Origin of the sequence: Kosakonia sp. 1610 (assembly GCF_050435845.1) — a bacterium.
GTDB lineage: Bacteria > Pseudomonadota > Gammaproteobacteria > Enterobacterales > Enterobacteriaceae > Kosakonia > Kosakonia cowanii.
Genome location: NZ_JBNDKZ010000011.1, coordinates 92680 through 110861 on the forward strand (window position 1 = coordinate 92680; position 18182 = coordinate 110861).

The following is an 18182-nucleotide window of genomic DNA, read 5'->3' on the forward strand; positions in this document are numbered from 1 at the left end:
TACAACCTGCATGGATAGTGGTAATCCAGAATATATAATAATGCAAATAATGAATAAAAATTGTATTTTTTATAAGAAAATAGAATATCGAATGAAGTTGCCTCACAGTCAACATTAAGCTATCTTTAAATCATGGACGAACGAACTCGTTTGTCTTTGCTCTTTAAAAACCTCTAGGATCGGTAAAGGACTGAGTGAAACTTTCAGTCAACCATTTCTCCAATACGAGACGTGGCCCATGTCCCTCTTCATTGTGATCGTAACTTAATGCGAAATGTATATTGCAATCGTCTATCTACGATACGGCATTGTTTAATGCTGAAATGGCGGGGTATCCAATCAGTTGTGTTGGATGGGTGTTGGCTGGCTTTGTCTACGGTGTGCAACACGATCCACAGGACATTTTGGCGGGGGATGCAAGTTGCATCGTGTTGTTAAAATGAGAGGTTTTTATGAAAGATGTTTTGGACACTTTGCGCCAAGTGCGTGAAAAGAGCAAACACACTGTAGACAATAGCTCTTTGAAAGAACTGGATGATGCGATTCTGACCCTTGAAAAGAGAATCGAGGAGAATTCTAAAGGCCACACAGCCTTAGATTATCTTTCTTATATCGCAAAGATCTTTGCTTTAATTAAACTTCTGAGCGGTGATTCTGATTTTCATTGATATCTACCTATTTAGGAGATTTGTTATGTGTCCATCTTCATTTTTGAACGAGCAGCCAGCCATGTCAATCCCATTATTTGAGGTGTACTATGCTAGATATTGGTTCAACCATTAAGCTATGCCGTGAAGCGCGTAAGCTCACCCTACAAGATCTTTCAGATAGAACGGACTTAACTAAATCTTATTTATCTCGTATAGAGAACAATCAAAGAGATCCTACTATTACAGCGTTAGAAAAAATATCATTAGCGCTAAATGTTCCTTTAAATATCATCATCCTTCTTTCAGAAAATGAAGAGAAAAATGATGAATTCTCTGGCATCAATCATATGCTTAAAAAAACTATAATGGATACATTAGTTAATGCATAGAAATTGGACTTATTCAGATAGACCACTTGCTAATTTAGAGTCTCTATTCAAACTGCTGGAAACAAAACAAGAGAGGCTCACTTATATTCTAAAAAATAAAAAAAATTATTTCAAAAAGGTTCCTGTTATTAGAAAAGGGAAAAAGAGAACGACCTATAAAGTGATTGGTGAATTATCAAGAATTCATGAACTTATCAAGCAGCGTATTTTTTCAAAGATAACTTTCCCTGAGTATATTACTGGCGGCCGGCGAGGGATTAGTTATATAGATGACTGTATATCTCATTGTGACAAATCAATCATTATCCAAGAGGATGTTAAAGATTTTTTTCCTTCTATAACAGAAGGCCTGATAGCTAAGGCATTCCAATATTATTTGAACTTTTCTCCAGAGGTTTCATCGTTAATAGCTAATTTATCAACACTTGAAGGATCACTTGTTCAGGGGACTAAGTTAAGTACCGATATTGCTAATTTAATATTTTTAGAAGAAGAGGTTTTTATAAGCGAGGAGGTTACTAAGTTAGGTGGTAATTACACGAGATATGTCGATGATATAACAATTAGTTTCGAGTCGGAGGTTAATAATAAAGATATTTCGAAAATAAAAACTATGATTTTTTCGATGGCTATCAAAAGCGGGGTTCGATTAAATAAAAAGAAATCAAGAATTTTGAGAAATGGTCAGTCCAAAGTCGTACATGGCGTAAAAGTGATCAAAGAACTTAGGCCTACTCAAAAAAGAAAAAGTGATATTAGAATGTGTCTGTTTAATTTAAGGAAAAAAATTCTTGATAAGGAAAATGTAATGGGTATTCTTTCTTTTTATTTTAAGATTAGAGGATTAATAAACACATTAAAGCAGCAAGGTGATGCAAAACATACTGAGTATTTAAATGAGGTTAATCATATTTTGACTGGCATTGACAAAAAAGATGCAATAAAGTCTATTAGAGCAATGCGGAAACTTAGAGAGTTGAAAAAATTAAGAGTTTTTTATTCAAAATTAAAACCATTAGGAAGAGTTTCTGAGAATGTGTCTACAATTCTTGATGTGGAATATAGAGCCTGTAAAAGTAAGCTTAATAAAATAAACTGATTCGGATAAGTAAGTATACTACACTGTGAATTTTTTCAGCATTTATATCTGAATTAAATTATTAGCATATGTGCATTTATCGTTATACATTATGTTTTCTGTCTGTTTAATAGTCTCATTGGTGGGGGGGGTATTACTATTTAGGAGATTGTTATAGTGGTGATTAATAATCCTGATGAACTGTTCATCGGAAAAACGCTTCTTCATGGTGATGTCCTCATGTAACTAATAAAGACATTACTAACATCTGTGTGTATTAATCAACGGGGAGCAGGTCACTTTATTAGCCAGTTTTTTGTATCTCATTATAGATGAGATATATATTGAAGAATTAAATTTTCTGGTGTGTTAGGAGGGATTATGGATAAAATTGCGTTTGTTAAAACAGGTTGGGCTACTTCTTATGATGGGGATCAGGTAGTAGGAAGGCATGAGCATATAGAATCATATGATGAGGCTCATGAAAAATTTAACTTCAAACCATCAAAGGACGGACGATTTTATGCTTATATCCCACCTATGGGTGAGTACAAAGTACCGCCTAAACCTGATGTTAGTTCAAAGTGGCTAATAATATTTGTTGCAGCAAAAAACGGTAATGGACCATTAACCGTTGTTGGATGGTACCGGAATGCATTATTTCACAATGATTACATTAGTCGGCCTGAATATGTTCTGGATGAACTTGAATTAGATGTTCATGGTGGGAAATATAGTTATTGTATATCTACATGTGAAGCATTTTTGATACCTGATTATCTCCGGGATATAACTATATCAGGTAAGCACTTCAAACGTTCACCAATTATTTATGTTAGAGGTGGTAAAAAAAATGATGTATGGAGACTTGAGTTTGCTAGATTAGCAGAGTCAATTGTTTCAAAAAAAATTGACTATTCCGAGTTTAATTCACCCAATATTTCGTTTCCTGACAAAGAGCATAGGAAAAAGGTTGAAAAAGCTGCTATCGAAAAAGCGTTTGAGGTTCTCAGTAAAAAATACGATGTTGTTGATAGGCAGAAAGATGCTTGTGGTTATGACCTTTTAATTACTCATAAAATAACTAATGAACAACTTCTTGTAGAAGTTAAAGGAACTAGTAATGATAGGATGCATTTTTTTATGACAAGAAAAGAACTAGAGTTGAGCAATGATCCACGCTGGAGGTTATTTATGGTTAGCGATGCTTTGAATAGCAAAAAATACTCATTAATGAATAAATATGAGGTTAATGAAATTTTCGATCTATCTCCCTTGGCGTGGGAAGGAACAACAAAAATTCAATAATTTATAGTAACGTTGTGATTGTATATGTCATTTTTTTAAGTATATTAATATAAGTTACTTAATCTACTTTATAACCCGGCGGTTTCAACTGTAGTGCAGGCGGTTTCCTGTCAGTCGCTAGCGTTGGTATGTAGTCAAGGTTACTATCAGGCTGTGATGCCTTAACCGGACGACTTGGAAAACGCCTTATCTCATCCTTGGTAGGCTGGTAATCATCACTGTTAAATCTGGCACGCTTCTCATACTCTGCGCTAAAAACATAGATGCCTTGAACCTCATCAAACACATAGTTTTCGGCAATACGCTTATCGTGATCAGTATCAATGGAAGCTGGGGCTGGTTTCTTTCTGGCCCAGACAAATTTTTCTCTTATATACTCCACTACCAGCAAAGTGAAACGTTTGAAGACACCGTCCTGATGAGGTTTAACCTGCTTCCTCTTCCTCTTCCTCTTCCTCTTCCTCTTACTTTTAACTGGAGCGCGTTTAACCGCACTGGCAGTTGAAGAGGATGGGGTTTTCGATTTCGTGTGTGTATGAGGCGTAGGGGCAACCAGAACAGGCTTTTGGTCTTCTGATGAAGCTGACTGTGAACCTATCTCAGAGAACTCTGTTCGAGGTTGTATTTCAGGTAAGACGATTTCAACAGGTTCAGGAAGCTGCGACACGGTAAAGCTTCTGAGGTCAACAACGATCTGAAGATCCAAATCTTTGAAGGTGTTGTATGTAGCCTGTGCTTCCTGTCTCATCTCATCACGTACAGCCTGTTCAGCGGCACGTTTTTCCTGAACGCTTCGACTGTTCCACTTGGCACGATGAACACGTTGCATAGCTGGACGGCTGGTTGCTGTTGCCTTGGCAAGCCATAGTGCTTTTTCTTCAACATCCAATGTAATAGCAGCATTTTCCAGTGCTTCAGTATGTTGGGCTTCAATAGAACGATGATCAATACGTTCTGATACCCCTGAAGCTTCAAGGTAGCGATTGGCAAGGGCAGACCATGATTCACGCCACAGGATTACGTTTTTCTTATCGTTCCAGCTTCTTTCTTTTTTACCAAAGCCATCAGCGGTGATCGGTTTTAATGTCAACATCACATGTGCATGGGGATTATTGCCATCCAAATCGTGGAATGCGATATCGGCAATCATTCCTTTATCGACGAAATTTTTCTGGCAGTATTCAACAACCAGTTTTATCTTGTCTTCATTATTCAGTTCACAGGGAATAGCCACATCAAAATAACGGGCTGTTTGACCGTCTTTCTGACGTTCAACCCTTTCAACTTCATTCCACAATGCTGTTGAGCTTTCAACAATATGAGCAGGTGCTGAAACAGGTGTTAATATAAGATGATGGAATAAATCTGTTCTGTGGCTGAAATCATAAGTATTGCCAGTGCGATCATCTGTTATTCTGCAACGTGCATGATAAGCTGCCTTCCTGCAGGAAGACATACCCTCAGAACGTTTGACAATTTTAAACTCCAGATGAAATATCGCCATTAACTTATACAACCTCAATATAAAATAAATCCAAAATATAAAACGCAACGATAACTATGCTGCCGTTAGTTTTTCGCAAGAAAAACTTTGGGGTTGACGTTGTTTCCGAAGGAAACGGTGTTAGCCTGCGGCAGGCAACCGTCGGTAGACCCCACACACTGCGTAGCAGTGTATAAGTGGGCATTGTCTTATTAAAAATAGAGACAATGTAAAAGCCTCCCTACTTAATTAATACGAAATATATGAATATCTGTAAAACAAAACGCCGAATTAAGCGGCGCAATCTGGATAAACGGGCGAAGTATTCCCTCGATATTATAACGATGGGTTTTAGATAGCGTCCGAAGGACAAAGAGAGTGTTAATTTATCCCGCCGTAAGGCGGGAAAGCTCTAAAACAAGAAAATAGGTAAGTTTATCGGTAGTTTTCCCTGTTGTACAATTCACAGGTTAACTATGGAAATGAGATTTAAAATTTAACAGGTGGAATGAAAAGCACTGATGAGAGAAATTAAGTAACGCGGTGAGTATTAGAGATAACAGTTAGTGATCATTGTCGGGTGGTGTTGCTACTCTTCGTAAACAGCTTTTTGTGAAAAATATGTAACCGCTGTATTCCATATAAATTTATCAAGAGATGTAAATTTTCTTAAATTTAGTAATGATAATAATAATACGTCCGATAAAGTAGGGTGATTATAGCATTGCTGGAGCTAAAAATGATAAGCTACATATTCGAGTTGTTAGGTGCTAGGAGACTAATTATGATTATATTCTTTGCGCTGGGTATTCCTACAAGTTTTTATGCATTAGAGTTGAAAATGGCAAAAAATTTGGTTCAGGAGATAAAATGTGGTGTGACAGCCTCTGGGGATTTATTAGAAATCACAGACAACATTATAACTCAAGGTAGCAATGATAGTAAAAATGAAGCCATTTTTGATTCAGAAGTAAATAAAATAAATGGATGTCTGAAAAAGATTAATCCTAACATTGGGAGCTATAAATTCATTACAGAAGTATTGCCAGAGACAAATAAACAATTAAATAGATTGAAAGATATTAATTAAAATTTACATGATTTTTAAATGGCACCGCTACCATATAAGGCATGAATATTGTGGTGGTTGTTAACGTTATTTTAATTGAATGTTTTAATGTTAGAGAACATTCTAATCTCTCTCTTTAATGAAAATAAATCAACACAGGGTGTGAAGTGGAATGGTTTTGAAATCTGAATGCCGAATGAAATGGTGCTAGTGATTATTAAGTGCTATTGTGGGCTTGGGATTTCAATATTAACTAATTATTTTATTAGTGGCACTCAAATTATATTGATAATTATCAAAGATGTGGTAAGTGATAATATATAAAAAACACAAGGAGGTTTAATGTATAAAAATAACGATGAAGCCATTGATTGGGAAGCCAGGCGACTTTTAGATGATGGTATCTATACCGATACAGAACAAGCTTATTTAGAAGCAGAGAAAATAGTAAACCAGATAAGGGAAAAAGCAAAGCAGCACCAGATAAAGCAACAATTTAAATTGAAGATTAAGTCAATTAAGAAAAGAATTGGTCATGGTTATGATTATGCGGATGTCCCTTATGTCAACAAGAAAAAACATTGGGGAGAGCATAAATGACCAGAAAAGATATCAAACAACAAATTGCTTCAGCACAGGAACGCTTATACTTCTTGGAAGCTAAAAAGAAACAGCAAACGAAAAAAGAAAACACCCGCCAGAAAATTATTTTCGGTGCAGAGGTTGCCAAAGTCTTAGGATGTGATATTGGTTATGTAGATAAAGAATTAGTCTTTGGGGTTCTGCTTAACATATCTAATCTATCTGAGCGTGATATTGAATGGTATAGAGCACAGGGCCAAGTCTATATCGAAAATGTTATAAATAAATCCAAATGTTAATTATTTTTTTCACATCCGAACGGTGAACCGACCTAAAACTTGCTTTTAGGTCGGTGAGCTGTTGAGCAAGCCCTAGAGGGCGCGGTAGTAAATTCTGATAAAATAAAAATAAGGAAAATATGTATTCTAAAAAAGTATTCTCTACAGGAACACCTGAAGATATATATGGGGTGATTTTTGAACAATTACCATCAATTGAACGTGATTATATTTGGCACGGTAGAGGTTGTAGATTGTTGTTCACTATCATAGAAATATTGGTCTATTTGAGAGAGGCAAAATTCGTTATCATTGATTATGGAAAAATAATCCGATTGATTGAACTTAAAAATCTAAAGGCTTTAACCGATTCGGATATACCAGAGCATTGCCGAGATAGTTTGAAGGAATATATCAGCGGTATTCTCCCCGTTGGAAATGAATATCCTGTACACGAGTTCATCACGTTCCGTTTCCTGAAGATAGATACTTCTGATTTTTCATGACCAAAATTTCCACCATGCTTTTTTGCTTTGAGCCCTTGATATATCTTTGGGTGGTGAAAATGATTCCAATGTTGTATTAACAGAGGGCGAATTATTTTTTAGGTAATCGATTAGTGATATCCATTCTCCCTGTCTCATTGTTTCTATGTGCTCTAAAGAAATACCCGTGGATGAGAATTTAGTGTTACTTTGGTTCAGTACTTCCTGACACCAAAATAAATAAGCCTCTCCAACAGGAAAACCATCATCCCAACTTTCGCTAAAACCAGCATCTAATACAGCTTTTTTACGACAACGTGAAATCTGACAATCCCCGAAATAGGAGAAATCATTTTTCAATGATATTTCGGCTTTTTGCTGGCTTGAATAGAAGCACATTAAGTAAACCCCCTCGGCTGGCGCGAGTTCTGCGTAGCGGTCTTTTAGAAGCTTATGGGGATAGTCTATCCCATTTCTGTTTTCCCATCTTTTAGCGCGAAATAAGCTATCCTGTATTTTTTTAAGTTTTACAGCGGTATCGATGCGGTAAATGTAATCATCCATATAACAATCCCTTCGCGTAATATAATAAATCCGCTAACTATAGACTAACGGATTCGTTTTCGTGGATGCTGCGTTTCTTTATCAGATAGCAAAGTCTTCCAGCGTTTTACCACTTTCCAGCGCTGCGGCGATAGTTTTGGGTGTACGGCCCTGACCTGTCCACGTCTGTTCGTTGCCGTTTTCGTCGATATATTTGTACTTGGTAGGCCGGGGAGTGCGTTTAGCTTTTGCTGTTTTACTGGTACTACCTGCGTCGAGCAGTTCAGACGGATCAATACCATCTTCCAGCAGTCTGTCGCGTAAAGCTTCGATTTTAGCCTGACGGTCTGCGTTTTGTTGCTTTGCGCTGGATTCTTCTTCACGCCGGTCTTCAACAATGGCGGTCAGCTTTTCCAGCATTTCTTCCAGTGTTGCCAGATCGGTTTCACGAGCCTGAGCACGAAGGGTACGAATGTTGTTTAATATTTTTAGGGCTTCACTCATTATCATTTATCCTGAATGTTGAATGTCACACCCATCATACTATAAACGATAAAATAAGGCAGATGCTAAAAATGTGTTTGATGCCTTATTATTCGGTTTTTATAGATTTATATTTCCTGCTCTTGACCACTTTTTATTTTTTTGTTAATTGAGTAGTATATGAAAATAAAAAATCCGATGAAAATTATAAAAATAAAACCTTCTTATGGTTAGGGATTATTTTGATGCTGAGTGTTGGAGTGTTGGAGTGTTGGAGTGTTGGAGTGTTGGAGTGTTGGAGTGTTGGAGTGTTGGAGTGTTGGAGTGTTGGAGTGTTGGAGTGTTGGAGTGGTGGAGTGGTAGTGTATTTGATGAGTTTTCAGAATATAAAATCAGTAAAATATTTTGCAAAAGTTTCTGATGAAAAAATAAAGCAAATTGATGAAGTGGTAAACGGATGCATTAATATAATATATGGCAAGCTTCCTACACTGACATCAGGTAGCTATCAGTAAAGTAGTTCGGAGAGTAGTTGCGTAATTTATAACGGTTTTAATTATATTTAATGTCAATTTAACATGATGTTTAAGATGGTAATCAATAATGTTTTAATTAAACTGCGAGTGTGTATCTATGAGAAAAATTAGTAATGAAGTGCGACTGTATCTTCTATTTACTGCGGTGATGCTTTTTAGTTGGATAGCGGTAATCGCTCTATATCATCCTCTCTTTATATCCAATAAACCTTTGGATTATCATGATATGCCTGCCCTTGCTATTATAAGTTCTTGTATGACTGGCGAATGGTTTGTGTTAAGTGTTTTATTTCTTTTAACCTTCATTTCCAATAATAGAATGAAGTCATGAAGGGTGGGGGAAATAACCACCCTACATTTTTACTTTTTTCTTGAATAGCTAACTAAATCATCAAAAGCTATTAAGAATTTTATAGTTGCAGAAGCGGCGAATATCCAAATAATGAAGTATACAATTGAAAATATGATTAAGAAGGTTGATATTCCTAAAACTCCTTGATTTTTCAGGTTGTAAACTGCAGTTATGTAAGGATTATATGCATCAATCGTTTTGAATAGTAGTAAACATGCGGTCAAAGCCGATGATGAAAAAGTTATGCAATCAACGGATTTTTTTACATATAAAGGATCTGATGTCGGGCTATTAACAAATGCTTTATGTAAAAAATAACCAAAAGCCAAAGGAACAAAAAATAAAAGAAGATGAGAATTATAGTCAAACATCAAATCAATCAAGAAGGACATCATTATTAAGACTAAAGGTACACCGAAAAATATAAAATAATTTTTGTTGCTTATTTTTTTTGGAAGACCAAGCAGTTCATTATTTTCTGCTTTCTTCGGTGCTTGATATGTTAAATCAACATTACACTGGATTTCTATTCCTTCTATAATGCCTTTAAGATTTACATCTCCTATTTTTTTACTCTCGCTTTCTCGTATTTCTTTGCTTTCTTCTCTCATAACATTCACCTTTGCATGATAAGGGCGGAACCTTTGATAATATTCTAGTCTTTTAAAAAGAGAAAATAGCATGACTGGAATTTTTTGTCTTCTATGAGATTCACTTTTCTTTTCAGACCTAATGGAGGAAAAGCAAGGGAAACTAGAGAAGCTGGACTTCGGAGAGTTAGCCCTTGCTTATGATTATAAATCACGAGTTAGTTGTGATATACAAGTAATGAAATTGCACCAATAAATATTATTAAATGGAATGGCCAGAATGTCTTAGAAAAGAAAGCATTAATTAAAGATTTCTTTTCTAAACTTTTGTCATTCTTAATTATTGATAAGTCTAGGGATAACATACTTGTATCCTCTTTTAATGAGATTTTTACTGCATATAGTATTCTATATAATCTTTCCGTGTGAAGATAGTAAGCATTCAAAAACCAAAAAATAAAAACACAAATACATATTACGAGAGCTAAAGACTCATTGAATTTAGTCTTGTCGAGCATGATTCCTAAAACAGCAACAATGCTAAGGCTCCAGCCTTTGACTAAAAATGATTTTTGACTTAATCTGCTAACTATGTCCTGAATAAATTCTAGTACCAATTTTTTTTCTTCATTCATAATACTATGCCCTGAATTTTGTATAGCGCATCTAGATTTTTATGATTATTATTCTCTCCATTTTCATTACTTTTCCATTCATGGAGATTATTCAAAGTAATTAAAGGTATTTTGTTTAATATGCTGGTGATAGCATAGTTTACTTTAAGATTTGCATCCTCGGTAGCTACACTTTCTGATAATTGAAAATTCTCTAAGCCAGCATTTTTTTGGAAATAACTTTCATAATGCCTTACTGGGACCTTTATCCTTATAACATCAGATACTGTCAGTTCAGTATATATCCACGGTGAAAGAGTGTTTGTTTCTAGATCATTTTTAAATGATGAGGAACCCTCGCCATTTATGAAAATCAGGCATTCTGTTGAATCGATCATATCGACTAAGGATGAAGATAACATGACATGAGCATGCGATGTTGAAAAATTTCTTTTCTCATAATCATATGTTTTTTTAGTTTTATTTAAAGTGTATTCATCATCTATTTTTTTTAATAAATTATTTGTATATTTCCAAAGTTTAGAATCTATGAATGAAACAATATTAAATTCTTCATATAGCCAGCCAGATAAAGCTAATGCTTTTTGTTCGTCGATATGAGAATGTGAAATAAATACGTCGCATTTTATTTTAGGGAACCAATCATTTTTTATTCGTTCAGCGCTTAATTCTTTATTTTTATCTAGATACTCCTTGACATTGCCTTCAAAAGATCTATTGATTTCTTGGAAAAGATTTTCGCCAATTTCACAGTATTGACTGGACTTGTCTTCTGTTAAAGATTCAATGTCATTAATGTTTATTTTAAATCTTTTAAACATTCTAGCTCCTGTTTTAAATGATTGAATATGAAGCTAAATAGCTCATGAAGAATTTTATCCATAAAGCCACTTAACCCAAATTTTTGGTTGATTGATAGATTTCCTAGTTTTGATGTTTCTAAATATGGATTCTAATATCTATCACTTGTTGAATTCAGTCAATACTATAGTTTTTTATAATTAATATGTTGAATTCATGATTTTTTAGTAAGGTTATCATTATAATGATCATAATTGCGATTGGTAGTTATTAACATCCATATTTTTGCGGTTTGCGAATTATGAACCCTGTTATTGCAGTCGAAACGGGATTGGGTAAACTCTTTTTATAGACAAGTAATTTAGGAAGAGCAGGTGGTATACATTCATCTTGCCGATGCGGGTATCTCTTTCCTTAAGCCAGTTCAAACGAACCAGCGAACCAGCATGTTTGGCATATTGCCAAGGTGCGATTGATTTTGATGCCTAAACGCTGATTATCATCCTGAAACCCGAAGCGCATAAAATGGCACGCAGCAATAACCATATGCATAAAATCGGGATGATGGCCGAAGCGTTCAGGATGAAGCATTAAGTCGGTCAAGAAACACCCTGTCATTTGGGGCAGAAAAACATCTGGGGGCATCATTGGGGGCATTGAGTTAGTTGAAACATAATATTAATTAATATTATCAATGCTATGTGAGTCAGGTGTTGTTCCTATTATCGCACCACTTCAAACTCTTCCTAAGTCTACCGAAATCAACTTAAAGCCCGTATGCTGCGCTTTCTAGCCCGTATTTTATCTCCTGTTATCAACTGGACTCAACCGGAATCAAGTTACAGTGGGGGCATTCTGTGTTCGGTTTTGGGAGATGCCCCCAATGAAACTTAATGCTCGACAAGTCGATACCGCTAAACACAGAGAGAAAGCCTACAAGCTGTCGGATGGCGCTGGTTTGTATCTTGAGGTTGTTCCCTCTGGTTCCAGAAACTGGCGCATGAAATATCGCTTCAACGGGAAAGAGAAGCGTATGGCCTTTGGTGTGTACTCTACAGTGACCCTCGCACAGGCGAGGGCATTGCGTGATGAAGCCAAGAAAAAGTTGGTCGAAGGGATCGATCCATCAACAGCAAAGAAAGAAGAGAAACTGGTTCGCGATGTACTACTCAACAATACGTTCCAGACCGTGGCGCTTGAGTGGCATACGACGAGAGCTGGTCGATGGTCTGAAGGATATGCCGCTGACATCCTGGAGGCCTTCAATAAAGACATTTTCCCTTTCATAGGCCAACAACCAATTAACGAGATTAAGCCCCTCGTTCTATTAAATGTGCCGAAGAGAATGGAATTTCGTGGTGCGATAGAAAAGGCGAAGAAGGCCCGTCAGCGCTGCAGTGAAGCCTTTCGCTACGCTATTGTTACTGGTCGCGCGGAATATAATCCGGCAGCGTATCTTACCAGCGCGATGTCAGGGCATGAATCGAAGCATTATCCCTTCCTTACCGTTGAGGAGCTACCAGACTTCTTTAAAGCTCTCTCTGGTTATACAGGCAGCCCGCTGGTTGTTCTTGCCGCACGTTTGCTGATCCTTACGGGAGTTCGCACCGGCAAGCTTCAAGATGCTTTCTGGAGTGGATTTGATCTTGTGAAAGCGGTGTGGGAAATTCTTGCCGACCGAATGAAGATGAAATGGCCTCACCTTGTGCCCCTCTCTACCCAAGCTCTGGAAATCGTACAGCAGCTCAAAGTGATGTCAGGGCAATATCCTCTGGTGTTTCCAGGAAGAAATGATCCCAGCAAAACGATGAGCGAAGCGAGTATTAATCAGGTATTTAAGCGGATTGGATATACGGGGAAAGAACGGGGCATGGTTTCCGCCACACGATGAGTACGATTTTGCATGAGGAAGGGTTCAATACGGTATGGATTGAAACCCAAGTTGCGCATGTCGATAAGAACGCGATTCGTGGTACTTACAACCATGCGCGATATCTGGAAGGAAGAAGGGAAATGATGCAGTGGTATGGGGATTTTATTGATGAGCTAAGGATGAGAGAATCTGTAGTAAATAGGCGTGTTGCGGGGTAAATACAGCAATGCAATAGCCATCTGTAAATCTAGATGGCTATTATTTGGTGTTTTTTTGTCTCCAAAGTGATTTACTTTAGATTCTGCTCTTTGATTCGGGGTCAATTGGTCAAAACAACGGCAGCATCAGTCAAAAGGCCTTCAAACTGGCCTGGTCGTGACTACGGTCATGGGATCAGTCCATCCTACTGCTCAAGTTTTTCTAGAATTAAACAAGCTTCACGATTAAGAGTAATGAATTCCTGCCAGCTATATTGCTGTTGGTAGTTAAGTTGATACTGTTTTTCTACCTGGCAAATAAGCGGACGTGTTTCATAAATCGCGCACAGCTTTGTCTCCATCTGATAGTGACGACAAATGCCGTCACCACGATCGAGAAATTGCGTTTCACTGGCGCGATTGACGTGACGACAACAAGCGCCGCACTGGTTACAGGGAAACGCGGGCGTTAGCGTCATAGCTTACTTAACCAGCTACGCACAGAGTGGGTATTCCCTGCTTCAAACGGTAGCTCAATATTACGGCGCTCAACCTCTGCACGCAGCAACAAACCGCGCTCAATTTCACTATTCACCGCGTTAAGATGCAGCGAGAAACGCGATAACGCAGACGTATCAATAGCAAACTCTAACGCCGAAAGCTCCAGTAGATAACGATCGAGTTCAGCATTCACCTGCTGATAATACTCTAGTGCTTTCTGATACTTATCTTTAAACGTATCCAGAAACGCCCAGACCTTTTTCATCAATGCGCTGTGTTCAAGGAAGTAGTTCATCACCAGCGTCAGAAGACCGGTCGCCAGCGCGCCGCAGAAAGCCGCCAGTTCCGGACCAAAAGGAAAGACGAGCATCTTGGCTAAAGCTTCGTTAACCACCACACCAGCAGCCACGGCCACACCCGCAGCCACCAGCTTGCTCACCGCTTTAGCTAGCTGCCCCGGCGCTAACCCCTCAGGGTTAAAAACCATAACTTTAAAGGCCTGTACCAAATTGTTCCACATCTCACGAATCAGGCGCACCATCATCTTCTTAGTCGTAAAGAAGATGTTGAAGAGCGCCGTCGTAATGCTGGAGAGCACGCCACCGATGGCACCGTCTTTAAAGGACGTCAGGAAAGTGCTGAATTTACCCTGCACTCGCTGCCAGACTGCGCGTAATGCCTCTGCCGCATCTTGCAGGAAGTCTCCGGCATCGAATGAACGACGATGCTTCTCGAACATCACGGGAATGCGCTCGCGGAACTCAAACCAGGTCTCTGCCAGAACCAGCCCCAACATCTGCCGCGTTCCCATGCGAAATGCATTGTTCATTGTGGCAGTGGCGACATTCTTAGCAAACTTGCTCCTGGTGTAATATTCCTGATTGATCGTACTGTTGTATTTTTCCCGCGCCTTTTTGTCAGCCTCTTTCATCCGTTCAAAATCGGCGGCTGCTTTATTTTCCAGCTTATTCAGTTGTTTTTGCTCTTGCTCGGAAAGCGTTGGCTGGCTGCGCAAACGGGCAATTTCCTGCGTGGTCACAGCATGCTGTTCTTGTAGCGTTTGCACGAAGGCATCCATCGTTTTCGCCTTCTTCGCCTTATTCAGCGACTCATTCGTGAAGGTCAGATTTGATGAATTATTAGCCAGATCGGCACCATCGCATTCGGCAAGGATACGCCCTGGATCGTTGTGAATTTCATGGGCGGCAATAATATGGTCGAGATTCTTTTTATCATTAGCCGCAAATTTCTCACCAGTGTAGGTATCGGTCAACGTACCGGCCTCGTGCGCCTTTTTTCCCGCCCGGTTGGTGGCAATGTAGTTTTCGTGGCTATGGTAATGATGAGAATCATACCCTTCGCGTTGCTCGTACCGTTGACGCTCGGCATCGGAGGCATACACTCCCTCGCGAGCGTTATGAATGGTATTCACATCGCCGCCGTGTTTATCCTCCAGCAAGAGAAAATCCAACCCAAAAGAGGTAGTCAGACTCTTGACTACCGTCTGATGTAATTCTTCACCCCAGTCAAACCTGGCTGTGTTCATTGTGCTCGCCCATAGCAATACCGGGCAGATTCGCCCGGCGAGTCGATTAAATACGAGAAGAAAAGGCGTCAAACTCAGAATCAGAAGCCGCCAGTTTTTCGTCCAGAATCTCTTTGTTCAGCAGGTTCATACCGTTGCTGTCGGTCTGCAGTTGGATCACGCCATCTTCGATAACGGCTTCACCGTTTTCCTGCGTCACCGGCTTGAACAACGGCGTGGTGATCACGTCGGTCATTATGGCGGCTAATTCATAACCATGGTCGATAATCGCCATGATCTCTTCCGACTCACTAATCTCGGTAGTGATATTCTTCTCATGACGTTCAACAATGATGGCATGCATCGCTTTCAGCGGCTCAAAGTAGTGCTGAATAAAGACGCTATGCATACGGGTGATTGATTCATAAATGCTATTTACATACTGCTGCACCTTCGTCAGCTGCGCTTCAGCCGCATTCATTTTTTCCACCGCCGCGGTCACTTCACGGGAGCTTTGATAAGCATTGTTAAGCGCCTTTTCGGCATGGCTATCGTAAGCCCAGCCCGCAATAGCAATCAGCGGAGCCACCACTGCACCGCCAAGCACCATCGCGCCGCCCGCCATCCCCCAACCACCTGCGGCCAGGGAACCACCACCAATCGCCGCCATTGTGGCGTTATACGCCGCCGCACCAGACAGGGCGGCGATCGGCGTACCGGTAGAAGCTGCGGCAAACGCCATCACGCCGCTGTACACGGCAAAACCAGCGGCAGCACCAGAAACCCCGGCACCGACGACCGTCGTCAGGTATTCCGTGGCGGAAATCGCCAAGTTCTGAATTTTATTAATGTTATGCTGTGGTATCTTCAGCCGAAGATCTTTATGCCCATCTTTCGCCATACGCGCCAGCAGATCGTCGGCAATCGTTTTAAACTCATTGAAATCTTTACCGATTTCCAGCTCTTTTTCACCCAGTTCGGCCAGTTTTTTCGACGTTGTTTCATTTGCCAGATCAAAGCTCTCTTTATGCTTATCAAAGCGACGCTGCGCGCGATCTAATACATCATCAGCTTCCGATTTTTTCTGGTAGCCATCATAAGCTTTTTTACCGCCAAACGCCGTTGCCGCTGCCGCGACGCCCAGAATAATGAATGGTAATGCCATAGATAATAATCTCCTGTGCAATAAGTCGTTGTTAGCCGCTACGCATCACATTCCTGAACAGGAGCGGAGTCGCGATCGACAGTGATGTAGTTATGCAGTAAGTTGATGACCGTTTTTTTCAACCATTCTGGTTCCAGAATTTCTATATTCGGTAACCAGAATAGAATTAGTGGAATAATTTGATTCTGATGTGCTGCCTTGCAAAGCAAAGTCACGCCATCATTCTCTTCGCGAACCAATTCTTGCTGAGGCAGTAAGTCTCGTCTTGCGAAGTAGCCAGCAATACTGTGTTTAATACGTACCCGCACCTCAAACGTCTCTTCACTCACCCAAGGATCGCGATGCCCATCAATTAATGACAGTGTGGGTGTATCTACAGCAAAATGCTCTTTCCGGATATCTAACCACCGAATTTTACTTAACGAAAAAGACTTTAGTTTTCCGTCCTCAGTCGCCTGCAGATACCAAATATTTTTCTGGTTAACTAATTTATAAGGATGAACGGTGCGCGTTTTGTCTTTATATAAAATATGACAAATGCTGTTTTTCTGAATCGCTTTTTCTAATAAGTTAAAATACTTTCGCAAATCATTTCTGACTGAATGTTCAGGGCGACCAAACTGAACTCTAACATGCTGTTCTGCTGCTCTTTTCTCTAAGCTAAGCCAAAAACCCTCATCTCTGTCAGGAAAAACCGCGTCGGCGTCCAGCAACTTAGCCAGTGGGTAATGAAGAGCATCGTAGCGATTATTCTGAGCTCGAATAGGTATCAATCGATACTCTCCACCACCACACCCCTCTATAAATGAGGAAAGCATATTAAGATCACGATAAACTGTTCGTTCAGTAATATTAAATTTCCTCATCAACTGATAGCGATTCACAGAGCCACAAGTTTGTAGTTCTATCAGAATATCGACTAAACGACCCGCTGAGCAACTCCTTGCTGAATCGACCATAAGCACCTACTTTTCTGTTTTCCTGACATGGATTATATGTGAAATGCTGACATAAGCTGTCAGTTCATCGGCAGGTTTGCCAACTTTTTTAGGGATACTTGCAATTTTTTTGATCGTTCACATCATTAGATCGTTTTAGATATACAGGTGGTGTTAAGTGGACTGACTCCATGGCCGTGGACATGTCCTCTCCTCAGAGCTAACGCCATCAAGATGGCTGTGGCGTCGGGCCCGGTTGTAGAACACTTCAACGTAATCGAAGATACCCCCGGATTAATGCAGTCAGTAAAAGTATGGCACTAATATCTTGGGAAGGAGCGCCCATCACTTTGCCACCACACCGGCACTGATATGCGGGAATAAATCACCTGTCAGCCGATAGCCAATTTTTCATACTCCTCCAATAAAGGACTCATGACGGCTCCAGTTGTAAGTATCCCGCATAATCGTGCCATTCACGTTTAGAGATCCTCCGGCATAATGAATCTGCCAACGAAGGAGATCGCTATGCGTAAAGCCCGTTTTACTGAGCATCAGATCATCGCTGTGATTAAGTCGGTTGAAGCCGGACGAACCGTTAAAGATGTCTGCCGGGAGGCCGGTATCTTACTACAACTGGAAGTCCAGATACGGCGGCATGGAGGCTTCTGATATTAAAAAGATCAAGGATCTTGAGGACGAGAACCGGCGTCTCAAACAG

General features: G+C 39.6%; 19 protein-coding genes and 3 pseudogenes. 12 read left to right on the plus strand and 10 right to left on the minus strand.

Annotation, left to right across the window (positions count from 1 at the left end; all coding sequences use genetic code 11):
- The first annotated feature begins 452 nt into the window (after positions 1 to 452).
- From ABIC80_RS21420 to ABIC80_RS21435, 4 genes are all read left to right on the plus strand, one after another.
- On the plus strand, positions 453 to 668 hold the full coding sequence (locus ABIC80_RS21420) for a hypothetical protein (protein ID WP_000655890.1): 216 nt from the start codon (positions 453 to 455) through the stop codon (positions 666 to 668).
- Positions 669 to 757: 89 nt separating this feature from the next.
- A complete protein-coding gene (locus tag ABIC80_RS21425) occupies positions 758 to 1039 on the plus strand; it encodes a helix-turn-helix domain-containing protein (protein WP_110294420.1) in 282 nt (93 codons plus the stop codon).
- Positions 1032 to 2138, plus strand: coding sequence for a reverse transcriptase family protein (locus ABIC80_RS21430; protein WP_429178492.1), 1107 nt, complete (start codon positions 1032 to 1034; stop codon positions 2136 to 2138). Before ABIC80_RS21425 ends, ABIC80_RS21430 begins: the two co-directional genes overlap by 8 nt.
- A gap of 360 nt (positions 2139 to 2498) precedes the next feature.
- Positions 2499 to 3425 carry a protein NO VEIN domain-containing protein gene (locus ABIC80_RS21435; RefSeq protein ID WP_429178493.1) on the plus strand — a complete coding sequence of 309 codons (927 nt, stop codon included), beginning with the start codon at positions 2499 to 2501 and terminating at the stop codon, positions 3423 to 3425.
- A 58-nt stretch (positions 3426 to 3483) separates the two neighbouring features.
- Here ABIC80_RS21435 and mobQ read toward each other — a convergent pair whose 3' ends face one another.
- Entirely contained in the window at positions 3484 to 4929 is a 1446-nt protein-coding gene (gene mobQ, locus ABIC80_RS21440; protein ID WP_429178494.1) for a MobQ family relaxase, read from the minus strand.
- A gap of 763 nt (positions 4930 to 5692) precedes the next feature.
- Here mobQ and ABIC80_RS21445 point away from each other — a divergent pair.
- The 4 genes from ABIC80_RS21445 to ABIC80_RS21460 all read left to right on the plus strand — a co-directional run bounded on the left by ABIC80_RS21445 (position 5693) and on the right by ABIC80_RS21460 (position 7343).
- The gene (locus ABIC80_RS21445; RefSeq protein ID WP_429178495.1) at positions 5693 to 5998 is read left to right on the plus strand and encodes a hypothetical protein; all 306 of its coding nucleotides are present in this window, start codon (positions 5693 to 5695) and stop codon (positions 5996 to 5998) included.
- A gap of 321 nt (positions 5999 to 6319) precedes the next feature.
- Positions 6320 to 6577 (plus strand): hypothetical protein, encoded by a 258-nt coding sequence (locus ABIC80_RS21450; RefSeq protein ID WP_429178496.1) that lies wholly within the window; start codon positions 6320 to 6322, stop codon positions 6575 to 6577.
- Positions 6574 to 6858, plus strand: coding sequence for a conjugal transfer protein TraD (locus tag ABIC80_RS21455; RefSeq protein WP_143839987.1), 285 nt, complete (start codon positions 6574 to 6576; stop codon positions 6856 to 6858). Before ABIC80_RS21450 ends, ABIC80_RS21455 begins: the two co-directional genes overlap by 4 nt.
- 119 nt (positions 6859 to 6977) lie before the next feature.
- Positions 6978 to 7343, plus strand: a complete 366-nt coding sequence (locus ABIC80_RS21460) for a hypothetical protein (protein WP_429178497.1) — start codon at positions 6978 to 6980, stop codon at positions 7341 to 7343.
- Here ABIC80_RS21460 and ABIC80_RS21465 read toward each other — a convergent pair.
- Together ABIC80_RS21465 and ABIC80_RS21470 are read right to left on the minus strand one after the other, a co-directional pair.
- Positions 7338 to 7886 (minus strand): hypothetical protein, encoded by a 549-nt coding sequence (locus ABIC80_RS21465; RefSeq protein WP_429178498.1) that lies wholly within the window; start codon positions 7884 to 7886, stop codon positions 7338 to 7340. The two genes, ABIC80_RS21460 and ABIC80_RS21465, sit on opposite strands and share 6 nt — an antisense overlap.
- A gap of 81 nt (positions 7887 to 7967) precedes the next feature.
- On the minus strand, positions 7968 to 8369 hold the full coding sequence (locus ABIC80_RS21470) for an H-NS family nucleoid-associated regulatory protein (protein WP_429178499.1): 402 nt from the start codon (positions 8367 to 8369) through the stop codon (positions 7968 to 7970).
- A gap of 224 nt (positions 8370 to 8593) precedes the next feature.
- Here ABIC80_RS21470 and ABIC80_RS21475 point away from each other — a divergent pair, with 224 nt between their 5' ends.
- Complete coding sequence (locus tag ABIC80_RS21475) at positions 8594 to 8863, plus strand: hypothetical protein (protein WP_429178500.1); 270 nt, start codon at positions 8594 to 8596, stop codon at positions 8861 to 8863.
- A gap of 381 nt (positions 8864 to 9244) precedes the next feature.
- Here ABIC80_RS21475 and ABIC80_RS21480 read toward each other — a convergent pair whose 3' ends face one another.
- The 3 genes from ABIC80_RS21480 to ABIC80_RS21490 form a co-directional block, all read right to left on the minus strand.
- Positions 9245 to 9847 carry a hypothetical protein gene (locus tag ABIC80_RS21480; protein ID WP_429178501.1) on the minus strand — a complete coding sequence of 201 codons (603 nt, stop codon included), beginning with the start codon at positions 9845 to 9847 and terminating at the stop codon, positions 9245 to 9247.
- Positions 9848 to 10044: 197 nt separating this feature from the next.
- Positions 10045 to 10461, minus strand: coding sequence for a hypothetical protein (locus ABIC80_RS21485; protein ID WP_429178502.1), 417 nt, complete (start codon positions 10459 to 10461; stop codon positions 10045 to 10047).
- Complete coding sequence (locus ABIC80_RS21490; protein WP_429178503.1) at positions 10458 to 11282, minus strand: hypothetical protein; 825 nt, start codon at positions 11280 to 11282, stop codon at positions 10458 to 10460. Before ABIC80_RS21490 ends, ABIC80_RS21485 begins: the two co-directional genes overlap by 4 nt.
- Positions 11283 to 11630: 348 nt before the next feature.
- Here ABIC80_RS21490 and ABIC80_RS21495 point away from each other — a divergent pair.
- Positions 11631 to 11856: pseudogene (locus tag ABIC80_RS21495) on the plus strand (type II toxin-antitoxin system YafO family toxin); the annotation flags it as partial.
- A 289-nt stretch (positions 11857 to 12145) separates the two neighbouring features.
- Positions 12146 to 13353 (plus strand): annotated as a pseudogene (locus ABIC80_RS21500) (tyrosine-type recombinase/integrase).
- Positions 13354 to 13538: 185 nt separating this feature from the next.
- On the opposite strand, the gene ABIC80_RS21505 reads toward ABIC80_RS21500, so the two are convergent.
- From ABIC80_RS21505 to ABIC80_RS21520, 4 genes are read right to left on the minus strand one after another with little or no spacing between them, the layout of a single operon-like run.
- Positions 13539 to 13811: a YkgJ family cysteine cluster protein gene (locus tag ABIC80_RS21505; RefSeq protein ID WP_061353835.1), complete on the minus strand. Its 273-nt coding sequence runs from the start codon at positions 13809 to 13811 to the stop codon at positions 13539 to 13541.
- Complete coding sequence (locus ABIC80_RS21510) at positions 13808 to 15379, minus strand: cobalamin adenosyltransferase (protein WP_429178504.1); 1572 nt, start codon at positions 15377 to 15379, stop codon at positions 13808 to 13810. Before ABIC80_RS21510 ends, ABIC80_RS21505 begins: the two co-directional genes overlap by 4 nt.
- 46 nt (positions 15380 to 15425) lie before the next feature.
- Positions 15426 to 16523, minus strand: coding sequence for a chemotaxis protein (locus ABIC80_RS21515; protein WP_429178505.1), 1098 nt, complete (start codon positions 16521 to 16523; stop codon positions 15426 to 15428).
- A 38-nt stretch (positions 16524 to 16561) separates the two neighbouring features.
- Positions 16562 to 17482 carry a helix-turn-helix transcriptional regulator gene (locus tag ABIC80_RS21520; protein WP_429178506.1) on the minus strand — a complete coding sequence of 307 codons (921 nt, stop codon included), beginning with the start codon at positions 17480 to 17482 and terminating at the stop codon, positions 16562 to 16564.
- Positions 17483 to 17989: 507 nt separating this feature from the next.
- Here ABIC80_RS21520 and ABIC80_RS21525 point away from each other — a divergent pair.
- A pseudogene (locus ABIC80_RS21525) lies at positions 17990 to 18182 on the plus strand (transposase); the annotation flags it as partial.